This window comes from Arthrobacter sp. UC242_113, assembly GCF_044054585.1.
GTDB lineage: Bacteria > Actinomycetota > Actinomycetes > Actinomycetales > Micrococcaceae > Arthrobacter.
The window spans coordinates 759,279-774,023 of sequence record NZ_CP171968.1 but is presented as its reverse complement, the minus strand read 5'-3'; the positions used below and the strand labels follow the sequence as shown (position 1 = coordinate 774,023).

Here is a 14,745-nt window from a genome sequence, read left to right as displayed (position 1 = left end):
CACCGGCAAAATAGAGAAGGCCCCCAATTGCCGGAGCAATCGAAGGCCTCAAAGGATCGGATGTGCACATCCCGCGAGGGACTGCACGCACTTCCCCGGGCTTCTGCCCGGTGAACCGCCCGACCGTTACCCGGCAACCTTGCTTCCCTGAAACTTCCGGGAAAACGGCTGACGCGGGTGGGAGAGAACTCCGCTTGCAAACTGAATATCAATTCTACATAAAGATGCCCGCCTACCGCACATTCGCGGCAGTGGGTTACATCCACGGCAAAATAACGACATCCAGTCGGTCTGTGACAAGCTTACCAGTATGAGCACTCCAGACAGCAATTCACACGTCTACCAGGCGCCCGGCGCCGGCGAGGACGTCACGCAGCAAATCCGCGACATCTCCGAAGTTCCTGCGATTGAGGTCATCACCACGGCCGCCGTGCACCTCATGAGCGCCTCAGCCGTGAAGCTCGGCCTGGCCGCTGAGGAGAACGCCGCTGAGCTGAAGGACTTGGATGAGGCCCGCAAGCTCATCACCGCCCTCGCCGGCCTGGTCACGGCGGCCGCCCCGGAAATCGGTTCGCAGCATGCCGGGCCGCTGCGTGATGGCCTGCGGTCCCTGCAGCTCGCCTTCCGCGAAGAGTCCGTCATTCCGGATCCCCCGGGCAAGGGTCCCGGTGAGAAGTTCACCGGTGCAGTGAACTAAAGATTGAAGTACGACGGCGGCGGGCCGGCTCTTCGGGGCCGGCCCGCCGCCGTTTTTGTCTGCCGGGGGCACTGGCTCCGGCAGTGCCCTCCACCACCCTCTTGCCGTGGAACCGGAGCCCCTTAGGAGGCGGCGGCGCGGCGGCGGCGCTGCTGCAGGATAAGCCCTACGGCGCAGAGGAGCACCCCTGCCACCCCGACGGACACAAAGCCTCCCGCCGCACCAATGCTGTCGATGAAAAGTCCGGCCAGCGGAGCCCCCAGTGCCACGCCGGCGGTCAGAGCGGACCCGTACCAGCCCATGGCCTCCCCCCGCCTGGCCTCGTCGACCAGTTCCGCGACCTTCTCGGATGCTGCCGACAGCACCGGTGCACAGAGGAGCCCTGGCAGCAGCGAAAGCAGGCTGAGGGTCAGCGTGTCGGTGGCAAACCCCATCGGAATGGTCAGGGCAGCCATGCCCAGCAGCAGGAGGATCGGTGAGACGGGCCGGTGCATGGCCCCGTAGACAAGGCCGCCGACCACCGACGCGGCGCACCAGAAGAGGAACACCACACCGATCTCGCCCTGGCGTCCGCCGGTCTCCAGGGCAGCCACTATTCCCACATCGGTGCCGCTGAGCACCATACCGGCGCCGCCGGCAACGGCGAACACCGCGGCCACCGCGGCTGTGAACCATCCGAAGCTGTGGGCCACCCTGCGCCTCAGGACTGCCCGCCGCCTGCTGCCCGCGGCCGCCGGACCGAGTTCAGCGGCAGCCTCCTGCAGATGTGCGGGGGCCGCGGCCACAACGGCCACCTCCGCGGCAACCTGCTCGTCCGCCTCACAGGATTCGCTGCGGACAGCACTGCGGGTGGGCGGGTTGAACCACATGAGGAAAAGCCCTGCCAGCGACGTCGAGACGCCGACGGCGGTCAGCCCCAGCACGGAATTGCCGCTCGTGGCCACCACCGCACCTGCGGCCGGGCCGATCATGAACACCATCTCCGTGCTGACAGCGTCCAGGGCGAAGGCTGTCCTGCGCTGGTCGCCGTCCGCCAGGACTCCCAGCGACTGCCGCACCACACTGAAGATGGGAAGCGTCAGCAGGCCGCCCACGAACACGAGCGGCAGCAGCCACTGGTAAGAGACGTGCGGCACGATGGACCAAATGACAGTTTCCGAAATCACGGAGGGTATCAGCGCCGTGCGCAGGCCCACCGTATCCACCCGGCGGCCGCGCCAAGGAGCGCCGAGCGCGATGCCGATGGTCATCACGGCCGCTGCCGTTCCCGCGGCCGCGTAGCCCTCACCGAGGGTAAGGACGATGTGCAGGGTCAGCAGGACGCCCGCCGCCGAATGGGGAATGCGGGCGATCATGCCGACCGCCAGGAGCCGGCGGATGGGCCGGACGGCCAGCAGCTCCCGGTACAGGCTGAAATTCACAGGTGGGTCCTCAGTTCCGCCGCCGGACAGCGCCGGAACGGACCCCACCGGGCCGGCGGCTACTGCGCGGCGCGCCTTAGCTTGACTTCCATCGAATCAACGCGCTCACCAAACAATACATTCCGGCTCCACTCGCTCTGGAGGCCGGCAACGAGGGACTGAACCGCGGCCGCATCGAGTCCGTCCGCCAGGTAGAGCACCACCCGCAGTTCCGGTCCGGATCCGCCGCCATCGACACGGCTGCCCGAGGCCGTGGTGGTGGCGACTCCCCCGCCGGGAAGGACCTCGAGTCCGCGGATGGCCGGCTGGCCTTCGGCTCCTGCGCGCAGTACAGCGGCCAGCTCGGTGTCCAGGTAGGCCGGCACCCACTGTTGCTGCTGCGCGAGGGCCCAGACGCCGGGGCGCCGGACCACGAAGGTCACTTCCGAGCCGGGGTCCACCACCAGCAGCTCGGCCCCCTCGGCGACGGCGGACAGGGCCGCCCTCGCGGCGTATACGGCCACCGGCCGCGCCTCGGGATGCCACGTAGCCAGCGCTTCCGCCGAAGTGAAGACCGGCATGGCGAGGCGGCCATCGGGAGCCTTGAGGGTCACCAGCGCCATGTCCGACTGCTTGTCGGCGTGCACGCCGTGCGCGCCCTCGGCTTCTTCCGCCAGTTGCGCCACCACGGGGACAAAGACGCGGGCACTGGCCAGCGAGGCAACCACCGCGGCCTCATCGCCGTCGCCGGCAACAAGAGAAGAGACGGCGGTGAGGTAGCCGGCATCGGCCGCACCGTCGTCGTCCTCGAAGTTGTGTATTTTGGCGTCTTCACCGGCGAGGCTGCGCCCGGCCCAGGGCTGACCGGCCGAATCCGCGGCGCCTCCCGCCCCGGCAAGGGCGGCCTCGATGTGACCCGGCAGCCGGCGCGCCGGGGGCAGATCCGCTGCCTGTCCGCCGTCCGCGGAGTTGCTCTGCTGCTCGGTCACGGCGGTGTCCTAGCGGCGGCCGGCCACGTCGAGGGCCTCGGGCAGGGTGAAGGCGTTGGCGTACAGGGCCTTGCCCACGATGGCACCTTCGACGCCGAGCGGCACCAGGGAGCGCAGGACCTTCAGGTCGTCAAGGCTGGAGATGCCGCCGGAGGCCACCACGGGCTTGCCGGTCTTCTCCACCATCTGTCGCAGCAGTTCGACGTTCGGCCCCTGCAGCGTCCCGTCCTTGGTCACGTCGGTGACGACGTAGCGGGCGCAGCCGGCCTCCTCTAGGCGGCCCAAAACGTCCCACAGGTCCCCGCCTTCCTTGGTCCAGCCGCGTCCGGCGAGGGTGGTTCCCCGGACGTCGAGGCCGACAGCGATCCGGTCACCGAAGCGGTCGATGGCCCGCGCGGTCCACTCCGGGTTCTCCAGGGCGGCGGTGCCGAGGTTCACCCGGGCCACGCCCAGGTCCAGCGCCTTCTCCAGGGATTCGTCGTCCCGAAGGCCGCCGGAGAGCTCGACCTTGATGTCCAGCCGGCCCACCACTTCGCGCAGCAGGTCCGCGTTCGAGCCGCGTCCGAAGGCAGCGTCCAGATCCACCAGGTGGACCCATTCGGCGCCCTGCTGCTGCCAGTTGAGCGCCGCCTCCAGGGGCGTTCCGTAGCTTGTTTCGCTGCCGGCCTCGCCCTGGACCAGGCGGACGGCCTGGCCGTTCACGACGTCGACGGCGGGAAGCAGTTCAAGTACCGGCAGCTCGTTTTGGCTGGTCATCAGGGGTCCTCAGTTCTGTAGGCGCTGGTTCCGGTGCGCGGCGACTTCTGCGGCGCACACGGCGGGTAGTGGGTTATTTGCCGGGAAGGGTCAGCACGTAGGCGGCCAGCAGCGACATGGCAGCCAGCACGTAGAAACCGATCTGGATCCAGAGCGGCTTGCGCTGCTGCCTGAAGGACAGGCCGCCGCCCACCAGGAGACCGGCCAGTCCCATCAGGACGACTGACCACATCTAGGCGTCCGCCGTCGGCCGGGAGTGCGGCGCGCGGAGCCCGTCGACCCAGTTTTTCAGCAGACGTGCGCCGGCATCCCCGGACTTCTCCGGGTGGAACTGGGTGGCGCAGAGGGGGGCCGTTTTCCACGGCGGCGATGAAGGGGCCACCGTGCTCGGACCACGTGACCAGGGGCGGCGCCATCCGGGGCTGGATCACGTCGAAGTCCCAGTTCTGTACGCCGTAGGAGTGCACAAAGTAGAACCGCTCGCCCTCGACGCCGTCGAAAAGCCTGGAGCCTTCCGGAACCTTGACGGTGTTCCACCCCATGTGCGGCACCACTTCGGCCGGGAGGAGTTCCACCTTTCCGGGCCACTCCCCCATGCCTTCGGCTTCGGTTCCGTGTTCGACGCCAGCTTCGAAGAGCACCTGCAGGCCGACGCAGATGCCGAGGACCGGACGTCCGCCGGCAACTCGGCGGCCGATCATCCGGATGCCGTCAACGGCCTTGAGTTCGCGCATGACCGTTTCGAACGCACCGACGCCGGGAACGACCAGCCCGTCGGCGTTCAGCACATCCTCGGGCTTGGAGCTCAGGATGACCTCCGCACCGGCACGCTCCAGGGCGCGAACGGCCGAACGGACGTTGCCGGAGCCGTAGTCCAGGACGGTGACGGTGGGTTTGCCCTCCGGGGATGCCGGCTTCAGCGTGGCCGACGGGTCGAGGATCGCGCCCTCGTGCAGTACTTTGCCGGTCACAGTGCTCCCTTGGTGGACGGAATGCCTTCGACGCGGGGATCCGGCTCGACGGCTGCGCGGAGGGCCCTGGCGAAGGCCTTGAACTGGGCTTCCACGATGTGGTGCGGGTCGCGGCCGGCGATGACGTTCATGTGCAGGCAGATGCCGGCGTGCAGCGTGATGGCCTCGAACACGTGCCGGGTCAGCGATCCCGTGAAGTGGCCGCCGATCAGGTGGTACTCCTGCCCGGCGGGCTCGCCGCCGTGGACAAGGTAGGGCCGGCCGGACACGTCGACGACGGCGTGCGCGAGGGCCTCGTCCAGGGGCACGGTGGCCTCACCGAAGCGGCGGATGCCCGCCTTGTTGCCCAGCGCGGTGCGCAGGACCTCGCCGAACGTGATGGCAACATCCTCGACGGTGTGGTGGACGTCGATGTGGGTGTCGCCGGTGGCCTTGACGGTCATGTCGATGAGTGAGTGCTTGCACAGCGCCGTCAGCATGTGGTCATAGAACGGGACCGACGTGCTGATATCCGACACTCCGGTGCCGTCGAGGTTGATCTCCACCAGTACGGAAGATTCGCTGGTGGCACGCTCCATGCGTGCAGTCCGGGCCTCGGCAGCCTTGATTCCGGTGTCGCTCATGGTGATAGATGTCCTTTGACGAAGGATGGGCGGACCTGACCTGGTCCATATCCAAGTTTAGGCCGGAAGTGCGGCCTGCCGGGCCAGGATGCTTTCCAGCGCTTCCAGGAAGGCTGTGGTTTCCGTCTCAGTACCGGCCGTGACCCGCAGGTGGCCGGCGATGCCGACGTCGCGGACGAGCACCCCTGCATCGAGTAGTCCCTGCCAGACCTCATGGGGGTTCTCCAGCCCGCCGAAGAAGACGTAGTTGGAATCGGACGCAGCGGGCCGCAGCCCCATCCGCGTCAGTTCAGCGACGATCCGGTCACGCTGCCGCTTGATGTCCTGGACATCGGCCATGAGCGCCTCGCGGTGCTGCAGCGCCGCGAGGGCGGTTGCCTGCGTGACGGCCGACAGGTGGTAGGGCAGGCGCACCAGCCGGAGGGCGTCGGTCACCTCCGGGGCAGCAGCCATGTAACCGACGCGGGCACCGGCAAGAGCGAACGCCTTGCTCATGGTCCGGGAGACGATGAGCCGCTCCCGGCCGGGCAGCAGGGTGAGGGCGCTGGGCGTGCCGTCGTGCGCAAACTCGTGGTAGGCCTCGTCCACGACGACAACCCCCTGACTGGCCTCGCCCGCCTCATAGACGGCTTCCACCACGTCCAGGCCCAGGCCAGTGCCGGTGGGGTTGTTGGGTGAGCACAGGAAGACGATGCTGGGCTGGAGTTCGCGCACCTGGTTTGCCGCGGACTCGGCGCTGAGGCCGTAGTCGTCGGCACGCTTGCCGGCGATGTAGGCGGTGTCCGTGCCGCTGGCGAGCAGCGGGTACATGGAGTAGGTCGGCGGGAAGCTCAGCAGCGAACGGCCCGGGCCGCCGAAGGCCTGGAGGATCTGCTGCAGGACCTCGTTGGAGCCGTTGGCTGCCCAGAGATTATCCGCGCTGAGCCCGTGGCCTAGGTATTCGGCCAGGGCTACGCGGAGTTCGGTGAATTCGCGGTCGGGGTACCGGTTGAGCACGGCGGCGGCCTCGGTTACGGCCGCGGTGATGGCCGCCCGCACGTCGGCGGGCACGCCATGCGTGTTCTCGTTGACGTTGAGCAGTATCGGGACATCAAGCTGGGGTGCGCCGTAGGGGGACAACCCCCTCAGGTTGGTCCGAAGGGGCAGTCGGTTCAGTCGCTCAAGCTGGTCATTCACTAGGACAGTTTAAGTAACCCGGAGGGCTGGCCGGAAACTGTGACGGTTCCGGCAACCGGGAACCGCGCAGCGTCACCCCTACTTATTGGGCACAAACAGCTGCTGGCCGGGCATGACTTTCCCGGCCTGGAGGTCATTGAGCTGGACAATGTCCGCAATGACGTCCCGGGGATCGCGGTCCGGGTCGACCTGTCCTGCGATGGCCCACAGCGATTCGCCGGGCTGCACCGTAACCGAAACCGTGGGCGTGACCGTCAGGCCACCGGGATTGTCTGCAGCCTTGGCAGGCGAGTTCAGGAGCCCGGTCAGGGACAGAATAACGGCGGCCAGCAGAACAAGCGGCAGGCCGATCAGGACAATGCGGCCACGCCGGGTGAGGCGGAGCCGTGGCGGCTTGCCGGGCCGGGTCGGGGCAGATGAACGGGGCCCTGCCGCTGAATAGGACCTTACCGTTGAAGTTGGTGCTGCTGTTGAAGCTGACATGGCGTGAGCCCTCCTGGACCAAGTTGTGCTGCCTCGTACTCGTATTCGAACAGACAGTTCGAACACCGGACTGCCAAGTGGCCCTCACTAGAACACATGTTCGAACTTTGCTTTTTCTAGTTTTAGCACCTATCGACGAATTAAGTCGAGACTCGCTAGAACAAATGTTTGAAAAAGCACTATGGCTGGCCTACGTTGGAAATCACAGAACAACCACATCTGCAGTTGATCAGCAGGGTCTGACATTTTCAGGCCGGAAGTTCCCGGCCACTGCAGCTACCGCGGCCGGGAGGAATGGAAAGGCGTTGGCGAACATGGCAGCACAGGCCTCTGACGGCAAGGCTCCCCAGCGCAGCCCGCGGTCTCAGCGGACCCCCAAGGGACTCACCGTCCGGCAGAAAAAGATCCTGGAAACCATCCAGCGCTCGGTCAACGACAACGGCTACCCGCCGTCAATGCGGGAAATCGGGGACACCGTCGGCCTGGCCAGCCTGTCCAGCGTGACCCATCAGCTCTCGCAGCTGGAAAAGCTTGGCTACCTCCGCCGCGACCCCAAGCGGCCGCGCGCTATGGAGGTCCTGATGCCGCTCACTCTGGATGCAGGGACGGCAAAGAGCGGCGGCGCGGACAAGGCCCCCGCCCTGGGCACCGCAGTCGCGTCCGTGTCCGAACTGCCCAGCGCAATGGACACCGCAATGGTGCCACTGGTGGGCCGGATCGCCGCCGGCGGCCCGATCCTCGCGGACCAGATGGTGGAGGACCTGATGCCGCTGCCACGCCAGCTGGTGGGCCACGGCGAACTGTTTATGCTCAAGGTTGCCGGCGACTCCATGGTGGACGCCGCCATCTGCGACGGAGACTGGGTGGTGGTCCGGCGGCAAAGTGACGCGGTCAACGGCGACATCGTCGCGGCGCTGCTCGACGACGAAGCGACCGTCAAGACATTCCGGCAGCGCGACGGGCACACATGGCTGCTTCCGCAGAACACGCAGTACGAACCCATCCTCGGCGACCACGCCGTTGTCATGGGCAAGGTGGTCTCCGTACTCCGCTCGCTGTAGCCGCTGGAACTTCGGCCCCGGGCTGTTATAGCCCGGGGCTTCCTTACGCCTGTGCGCCGGCGAGCCGTTCGAGTGCTGCGACGGCGGTCTTCTTGTCGGTCGTCGGCCAGAACGGCGGCAGGGCGGCCCGCAGGAACCCGCCATAGCGTTCCGTGGACAGCCGGGAATCCAGCACCGCCACCACGCCCTTGTCATTCGTGGACCGGATGAGCCGTCCCGCCCCCTGGGCCAGCCTGATGGCCGCATGCGTGGCGGACACGGACATGAAACCGTTGCCGCCGGCCTGGGCAACGGCCCGGGACCGCGCGGTCATCAGGGGGTCGTCCGGGCGCGGGAAGGGGATCCTGTCGATGACCACCAGGCGGCATGATCCGCCCGGCACGTCGACGCCCTGCCAGAGTGACATCGTGCCGAACAGGCACGTATCGGGCTCGTCGGCGAACTGCTTCACCAGTGCCGTCATGGTGGATTCGCCCTGGCAGAGAATGCTGACATCCAGCCGCGTGCGCAGGGCGTCCGCCGCTTCCTCGGCGGCCCGCCGGGAGGAGAACAGGCAGAGCGCTCCCCCGCCCGAGGCGCGGATGAGGGACTCGAGTTCGTCCAGCGCCTCAGGCGAAGTGCCGCGGCCCGGTTTCGGCAAGTGCCCTGCCACGTAAAGGATGCCCTGCCGGGGGTAGTCGAAGGGCGAACCCACGTCGACGCCGGTCCAGCTCGGTGCACCGTCCCCGACCAGGCCCAGTCCGCCTGCGGCGGGTTCGAAGGCAGAGCCGATGGCCAGTGTGGCCGACGTCAGCACCACGGTATGGCCGGCGAACAGGCCTTCCCGGAGCCTGCCTGCGACGCTCAGCGGGGCGATGTTGACCAGAGCCGGGGCAGTCTCGTCCGGCGCCGAGTATCCCTGCTGGGGATCAAACGTGCTGTTCCGGGAGAACCAGACCACTTCGCGGTTTTCGCGCGCCGCAATCAAACGTTCGCAAAGCTCCAGGATCACCAGCAGGCGGGAGCGCGCGAGCTGCCGCCCGCCGTCGGCCGTTGTGTTGCTGTCCCCTTTGGAGTCCGACAGCGCCGCCCGGCAGGCCTCTCGAAGCTGGTCCACACAATCCAGCTGCTCGTCGCTCAGGCCGTTGGGCAGCAAGCCGCTGGGAACGCCTGCAAGAGCCACCTCAAGGTTGGCAGCCGCCGTGTTGAGCGCGTCAACAGTGATCCCGGTGTGCTTGCGGGCGCCGGACGCCGCGGCATGGACCATGGCCACCGACAGCTGCCCCGAAACCGCGCCGGTCACCCGGTCTTGGAGTTCGTGGGCCTCGTCCACCACCACGACGTCGTACTCCGGCAGCACGGCCAGGCCCTCAAAGGCGCTGACGGCCAGCATGGCGTGGTTGGTCACCACGACGTCGGCTTCGGTGGCGTTATGGCGGGCAAGTTCGCTGAAGCACTCTTCAGCCAGGGGGCATTTCTGCGCGCCGAGGCATTCCATAGATGTGACGGACACCTGCCGCCAGGCCCGGTCCGTGACACCGGGAAGGAGCTCGTCCCGGTCGCCCGTGGTGGTCTGCTCCGCCCATTCCCGGAGCCTGACCACCTCCTTGCCGAGCTGCGAGGAGGGGCCGCCCATGGCCGCGGCGAAGTGCGGGACGCTGGTGTCCTCGCCCAGGGAGAACAGCTGACCCTCCGAGGGTTCCTCGGAGGGAAAGCCGCCCTCCAGCTTGTGCCTGCAGACGTAGTTCGCGCGGCCCTTGACCAAGGCCACCTTCACGGGCCGGTCGAGTGCCGGTTTGAGGCTCTCCAGCAGCCGCGGGAGGTCACGGCCCACGATCTGGGTCTGCAGCGCGAGGGTGGCGGTGGAGACGAGGGTCGGCTTATTGCTCTCTAGCGAGTGCGCGATGAGCGGGACCAGGTAGGCCAGCGACTTGCCGGTTCCCGTGCCGGCCTGCACCAGCAGGTGGTCGCCGGTTTCTATTGCGCGCGCCACCTGCCGGGCCATCTCGTGCTGGCCGCTGCGGCTTTGGCCGCCCATGCCAGCCACGGCACGGTCGAGCAGGTCGAGTACAAGCTGCTCGCCGGCCGTGGCCGCGGCGCCGGCGGCTGCCGCCCCGTCAGTCATCGGTGCTGAAGGATTCCAGTTCAGCCGCGAGGCCTTCCCGGACCATGACCACGGCGCGGGTGCCGCCCTCTTCGTGATCCAGGCTCAGGATCTCCGCGTCGGAGTCGTGCAGCTTACTGATGAGATCACCGCGGTGGTACGGCACGAGGAGCTGCATCTTGACGTTAGGCCGCGGGATGGCTTCGCTGATGGCCTCGAGCAGCTCGGCAATACCCTCCCCCGTACGCGCCGAAACCACCACGTGCCGCGGTTCGCGCTGCTTCAGCCGCTCCACCACAAACGGGTCGGCGGCGTCGGCCTTGTTCAGGACGATGATCTCAGGCACCTTGCGGGCGTCCACCTCGGCGAACACCGCGCGTACGGCGGCGATCTGGCCCTCAGGGTCCGGGTGCGACACGTCGACGACGTGCAGGATCAAGTCCGCATCCGCCACTTCCTCAAGGGTGGAACGGAACGCCTCCACCAGCTGGGTGGGAAGGGACCGGACGAAGCCCACGGTGTCGGCCAGCGTGTACCCCATCCCGTCGGCGGTCTCGGCCTTGCGGACGGTCGGATCCAGGGTGGCGAACAGGGCGTTCTCCACCAGGACGCCGGCGTCGGTAAGGCGGTTCAGCAGTGAGGACTTGCCGGCGTTGGTGTATCCGGCGATGGCCACGGACGGGACTTCATTGCGACGTCGGTTGGCCCGTTTGGTCTCCCGTGCGGGCTTCATCGCGGCGATCTCCCGCCGCAGCTTGGCCATCCGGGTGCGGATCCTTCGCCGATCCAGTTCGATCTTGGTTTCACCGGGACCACGAGAGCCCATGCCGGCGCCGGCGCCACCCACCTGGCCACCGGCCTGGCGGGACATGGATTCACCCCATCCGCGGAGGCGCGGGAGGAGGTACTCGAGCTGCGCCAGCTCCACCTGGGCCTTACCTTCGCGGCTCTTGGCGTGCTGGGCGAAGATGTCGAGGATGAGGGCCGTGCGGTCGATGACCTTCACCTTGACGATGTCTTCAAGGCCGCGCCGCTGCGACGGAGCGAGTTCGGCGTCCACCACGACGGTATCGGCGCCGGTGGACATCACCACGTCCTTGAGTTCCAGGGCCTTGCCGGAACCGAGGAAAGTCCCGGGGTCCGGCTTGGCGCGTCGCTGGACCAGTCCGTCGAGGACTTCCGAGCCAGCTGTTTCCGCCAGGGCGGCGAGTTCACGCAGGGAATTCTCGGCGTCGGCAAGCGTGCCTTCGGTCCAGAGACCCGCGAGAACGACTCGTTCCAGGCGCAACTGCCGGTATTCGACTTCGGTGACGTCCTCGAGTTCGGTGGACAGCCCGGCCGTGCGTCGCAGTGCCCGGCGTTCCTCGAGGTCCTGCTGGTCGCCGTCGTACGTGCTGTGCTCTTCGGCGAGCTGCGAGATGGCCTGCGCCTTGCCCAGGACGCCCTGGCTGTCCGCGCGGCTGCCGTTGGCAGGTGTGGCGTTCTTGGCCGGGACGTCCTTGGCGAGGATCCGGTCGATTACAGCCTGGATCTCCTCAGGACTCATGTCCTGGGCTGCCGGCTCGGATCCGGGATTTTGCTGATTGGTCATGGTCTCCTTTGAAGGTTCTGCATCTTCAGAATAGTGCTGATTGCCGCCCTTGGCAGCGGTATTCGCGCTGGGCTGACTGCGAGGGGTCATGGAGGGTCTCCTGATATGCCGGCAGACGTCGGGCATGGCCGGCGGGAAGCGGTCTGATTGAGTGCTGTTCGGGCTGCGCTCCGGCGGAAGGTGTGTGCCTGTAAAGGGCAATGCCTGCGTCGCGGTGGAGGGGAGCCATGGGCCGGTGCCGGCGGCTGAAGGCCGCGGGCAAAAAGAAGTACCGGCTACTCAAAAATCAGGAACATGCGTTTAAGGATACCAGACCCGCCAGCCGGCTTCCCGCCAGCCGGCTTCCCGTCAGCCGGTTTCCCATCGGGCGGGCCAGACCACTAATCTGGCCAGTTATGGAGTCTGCCCACTATTTCAGCGCCTCACCCGCGGGGCCGTTTACCCGCAAGCCCCTCACAGTGGAACTGGCCGGTGAAACGCGCAAGCTGCAGACCTCGTCCGGCATCTTCAGCCCGGATGGCATCGACAAGGGGACGGCCATCCTGCTGGCCGAGGTTCCCGCGCCTGCGCCGCAGGGAAACCTGCTCGACATCGGCTGCGGGTGGGGGACCCATCGCCCTGACGATGGCGCTGCGGGCACCGCACGCGCAGGTCTACGCCGTGGACGTCAATGAACGGTGCATCGCGCTCACCAACGGGAACGCCGAACTGCTCGGGCTGAGCAATGTCACGGCCAGCACGCCGGAGAACGTGGATCCCGATATCCGCTTCGACACCATCTGGTCCAATCCGCCGATCCGGATCGGCAAGGATGAGCTGCACTCACTCCTGCTGCTCTGGCTGCCGAGGCTGGCACCGGGCGGTTCGGCCTGGCTGGTGGTGCAGAAGAACCTGGGCTCGGACACGCTTCAGCGCTGGCTGGCGGAGGTTCTGGACGACTCGTTCACGGTGACGCGGGAAAGCACATCCAAATCTTTCAGGATCCTGCGGGTCAGGAAAGCGTCCCAGTAGCAACGATCGTTGCCGGGCCGCTGAGCTCAACGTGCTCGCGGCCGCCGGCGACGGTGAAGAACTTCACGCCCACGACGCCGCCCGGCACCTTCACCTGCCAGGCGTCCGGGGCGCCCTGCCCGGCCCAGTGACGGATGGCCACCGCCGCGGCGCATGCGCCGGTGCCGCAGGACTGCGTTTCACCGACGCCACGTTCATGGACCCGCATGGTCACGGTGCCCACGCCGTCGTGCACCAGCGGTTCGGCCGGGACAACGAACTGACGTTCGTGCCATTGGCGGGAGCCGGGTCGACGTGCGGGGCGGTGAAGAGCCGGGTGTCGCGGAGTTCGGACAGCTCGGCGAGGGCGACGACCGTGTGGGGGTTGCCCATGCTGACGGACAACGCCGGCCGCGGCACCTCGAGTCCCTCCGCGCTGACCAGCGAATCCATGGCGCGGGCCGCCGCCTCGTCCGGGAAGATGAACTCCCAGGGGCCCATGTCGACGGCGTAGCCGTCACCTGTGCGGACAATGGTCTTGACGCCCCCGCGGGTGCCAATGGTCAGCGAGCCGCCGGCCGGCAGCTCAGCCAGGCCTTCAGCCAGCAAAAAGTGGACGAAGACACGCACGCCATTGCCGCACATCTCCGACAGCGAACCGTCACCGTTGCGGTAATCCATGAACCACTCGGCGCCGGGATTTTCGGCAAGAATCTGACGGCCCTCGTCAAGGAGACGGGACGGGACGGCGCGGATGAGTCCGTCGCCGCCGATGCCGCGGTGCCGGTCGCACAGCTGGGCGACCTGCTCCGCGGAGATCGCGTGCACGCCCTCGGGATCAGCGACCAGGACGAAATCGTTGCCTGTTCCGTGGCCCTTGGAGAACCGCAGTCCGCTCAGTGTGGTGGCGGCGGGCCGGGCTGTTTCTGCAAGGGTTTCATTCATGGTTCAAGGTTACCCGTCCGCCGGTGGCGCCAGAAAAACGGTGTGGATCCGCCTCTGCGGCCGCGGGTGCTGGTCAGGAGGATGCCGGCGACCACAATCACACCGCCTGCTAGTTGGGCGAACGTGTAGGGATGGCCGGAGAGGATTGTGAACAGGGCTGTAAAGACGGTGATGAGGTTGAGGAACACTCCGGCGTTGCCGGCCGGGATGACTGCCAGGGCGCGGTTCCAGAGCAGGTAGGACAGCACCGACGGGAACAGCGCGATGAAGACCAGGGAAGAGACGGCACCCGGCGTGGACGGCAGCGCCGGACCGCCGGCAGCGAGGCTGAGTGGTGCGAGCACAACGACCGTGATCGCGGCCTGGATGGCCGTTGCGGTTATCGGTGGCAGCGGCGGAGCCAGGCGTCCGGTAATCGTATAGGCGGACCACGCTGCAATGGCTCCGAGCATGAACAGCTCACCGGTCCCGAATCCGGCATGCAGCAGCTTGCCCAGGTCGCCGTTGCTGAGGACAAGCAGCACGCCGGCAAGTGCAATCAGGACACCTCCAACTGCCCGGCGAGTCAGGCGTTCGCGCAGGAATACGGCGGCCAATGTTATGAGTGCCGGGTTGAACGCATTGATGAGGGAAGCACTGAACGCATCGGTGTGCTCGAGAGCCGTGTACAAAAGCAGGTTGTAGCCCAGCAGTCCGAACACGCTCAGGGCGATCAGCCATGGCCACGCGGCCAGGACCTGCCGCCATTGCGGGCGCTCCGCGATCTGTGCGATGGCCAGCAGCGGAACCAGGGCGAGCGACCAGCGCAACAGGACCAGGCTGAGAGGATCGATGCTCTCGACCGCGCCGGCCCCGACGATGTAGTTGCCGGCCCAGAACAGCGTCGCCCCCAGCAGCGAGGTGACCGCAACCGTGAGGGTCCGCCGCGAAGTGCGCTTTGGCGTGGTGGCAAGGGCGAGGGTCATCAGGGTCTTTCCTTA

At 67.2% G+C, this 14,745-nt stretch carries 11 protein-coding genes and 3 pseudogenes; 3 read left to right on the top strand and 11 right to left on the bottom strand.

Annotation, left to right across the window (positions count from 1 at the left end; genetic code table 11):
* Positions 1-310 precede the first annotated feature (310 nt).
* Positions 311-697 carry a DUF1844 domain-containing protein gene (locus ACHMXB_RS03510; protein ID WP_395402810.1) on the top strand — a complete coding sequence of 129 codons (387 nt, stop codon included), beginning with the start codon at positions 311-313 and terminating at the stop codon, positions 695-697.
* Between the two features lie 122 nt (positions 698-819).
* Here ACHMXB_RS03510 and ACHMXB_RS03505 read toward each other — a convergent pair whose 3' ends face one another.
* From ACHMXB_RS03505 to ACHMXB_RS03475, 7 genes and pseudogenes are all read right to left on the bottom strand, one after another.
* A complete protein-coding gene (locus ACHMXB_RS03505) occupies positions 820-2,118 on the bottom strand; it encodes an MFS transporter (protein WP_395402808.1) in 1,299 nt (432 codons plus the stop codon).
* Between the two features lie 59 nt (positions 2,119-2,177).
* Complete coding sequence (locus ACHMXB_RS03500) at positions 2,178-3,086, bottom strand: SseB family protein (protein ID WP_395402806.1); 909 nt, start codon at positions 3,084-3,086, stop codon at positions 2,178-2,180.
* A gap of 9 nt (positions 3,087-3,095) precedes the next feature.
* Positions 3,096-3,842: a bifunctional 1-(5-phosphoribosyl)-5-((5-phosphoribosylamino)methylideneamino)imidazole-4-carboxamide isomerase/phosphoribosylanthranilate isomerase PriA gene (gene priA, locus ACHMXB_RS03495; RefSeq protein ID WP_395402804.1), complete on the bottom strand. Its 747-nt coding sequence runs from the start codon at positions 3,840-3,842 to the stop codon at positions 3,096-3,098.
* A gap of 232 nt (positions 3,843-4,074) precedes the next feature.
* Positions 4,075-4,813 (bottom strand): annotated as a pseudogene (hisH, locus tag ACHMXB_RS03490) (imidazole glycerol phosphate synthase subunit HisH).
* Complete coding sequence (gene hisB, locus ACHMXB_RS03485) at positions 4,810-5,436, bottom strand: imidazoleglycerol-phosphate dehydratase HisB (protein WP_003798736.1); 627 nt, start codon at positions 5,434-5,436, stop codon at positions 4,810-4,812. The pseudogene hisH and the gene hisB overlap by 4 nt, the downstream one beginning before the upstream one ends.
* Positions 5,437-5,493: 57 nt before the next feature.
* A complete protein-coding gene (locus ACHMXB_RS03480; protein WP_395402802.1) occupies positions 5,494-6,612 on the bottom strand; it encodes a histidinol-phosphate transaminase in 1,119 nt (372 codons plus the stop codon).
* A 78-nt stretch (positions 6,613-6,690) separates the two neighbouring features.
* Positions 6,691-7,095: a LysM peptidoglycan-binding domain-containing protein gene (locus ACHMXB_RS03475; protein WP_395402800.1), complete on the bottom strand. Its 405-nt coding sequence runs from the start codon at positions 7,093-7,095 to the stop codon at positions 6,691-6,693.
* Between the two features lie 314 nt (positions 7,096-7,409).
* Here ACHMXB_RS03475 and lexA point away from each other — a divergent pair, with 314 nt between their 5' ends.
* Complete coding sequence (gene lexA, locus ACHMXB_RS03470) at positions 7,410-8,156, top strand: transcriptional repressor LexA (protein ID WP_395402798.1); 747 nt, start codon at positions 7,410-7,412, stop codon at positions 8,154-8,156.
* Between the two features lie 43 nt (positions 8,157-8,199).
* On the opposite strand, the gene ACHMXB_RS03465 is transcribed toward lexA, so the two are convergent.
* Entirely contained in the window at positions 8,200-10,260 is a 2,061-nt protein-coding gene (locus ACHMXB_RS03465; protein WP_395402796.1) for an ATP-dependent DNA helicase, read from the bottom strand.
* Positions 10,253-11,830 carry a GTPase HflX gene (gene hflX / locus ACHMXB_RS03460; RefSeq protein WP_395402794.1) on the bottom strand — a complete coding sequence of 526 codons (1,578 nt, stop codon included), beginning with the start codon at positions 11,828-11,830 and terminating at the stop codon, positions 10,253-10,255. The genes ACHMXB_RS03465 and hflX overlap by 8 nt, the downstream gene beginning before the upstream one ends.
* Before the next feature lie 395 nt (positions 11,831-12,225).
* Here hflX and ACHMXB_RS03455 point away from each other — a divergent pair.
* Positions 12,226-12,841 (top strand): annotated as a pseudogene (locus ACHMXB_RS03455) (class I SAM-dependent methyltransferase).
* Here the strand turns inward: ACHMXB_RS03455 and dapF are convergent.
* A pseudogene (gene dapF, locus ACHMXB_RS03450) lies at positions 12,822-13,765 on the bottom strand (diaminopimelate epimerase). The pseudogenes ACHMXB_RS03455 and dapF overlap by 20 nt on opposite strands.
* Complete coding sequence (locus tag ACHMXB_RS03445) at positions 13,762-14,730, bottom strand: DMT family transporter (RefSeq protein WP_395402792.1); 969 nt, start codon at positions 14,728-14,730, stop codon at positions 13,762-13,764. The pseudogene dapF and the gene ACHMXB_RS03445 overlap by 4 nt, the downstream one beginning before the upstream one ends.
* Positions 14,731-14,745 lie beyond the last annotated feature (15 nt).

Coding starts and splice junctions, on each gene's coding strand:
- ACHMXB_RS03510 (WP_395402810.1), top strand. CDS start 311: ATGAGCACTCCAGACAGCAATTCACACGTCTACCAGGCGCCCGGCGCC.
- priA (WP_395402804.1), bottom strand. CDS start 3,842: ATGACCAGCCAAAACGAGCTGCCGGTACTTGAACTGCTTCCCGCCGTC.
- hisB (WP_003798736.1), bottom strand. CDS start 5,436: ATGAGCGACACCGGAATCAAGGCTGCCGAGGCCCGGACTGCACGCATG.
- ACHMXB_RS03475 (WP_395402800.1), bottom strand. CDS start 7,095: ATGTCAGCTTCAACAGCAGCACCAACTTCAACGGTAAGGTCCTATTCA.
- lexA (WP_395402798.1), top strand. CDS start 7,410: ATGGCAGCACAGGCCTCTGACGGCAAGGCTCCCCAGCGCAGCCCGCGG.
- ACHMXB_RS03465 (WP_395402796.1), bottom strand. CDS start 10,260: ATGACTGACGGGGCGGCAGCCGCCGGCGCCGCGGCCACGGCCGGCGAG.
- hflX (WP_395402794.1), bottom strand. CDS start 11,830: ATGACCAATCAGCAAAATCCCGGATCCGAGCCGGCAGCCCAGGACATG.
- ACHMXB_RS03445 (WP_395402792.1), bottom strand. CDS start 14,730: ATGACCCTCGCCCTTGCCACCACGCCAAAGCGCACTTCGCGGCGGACC.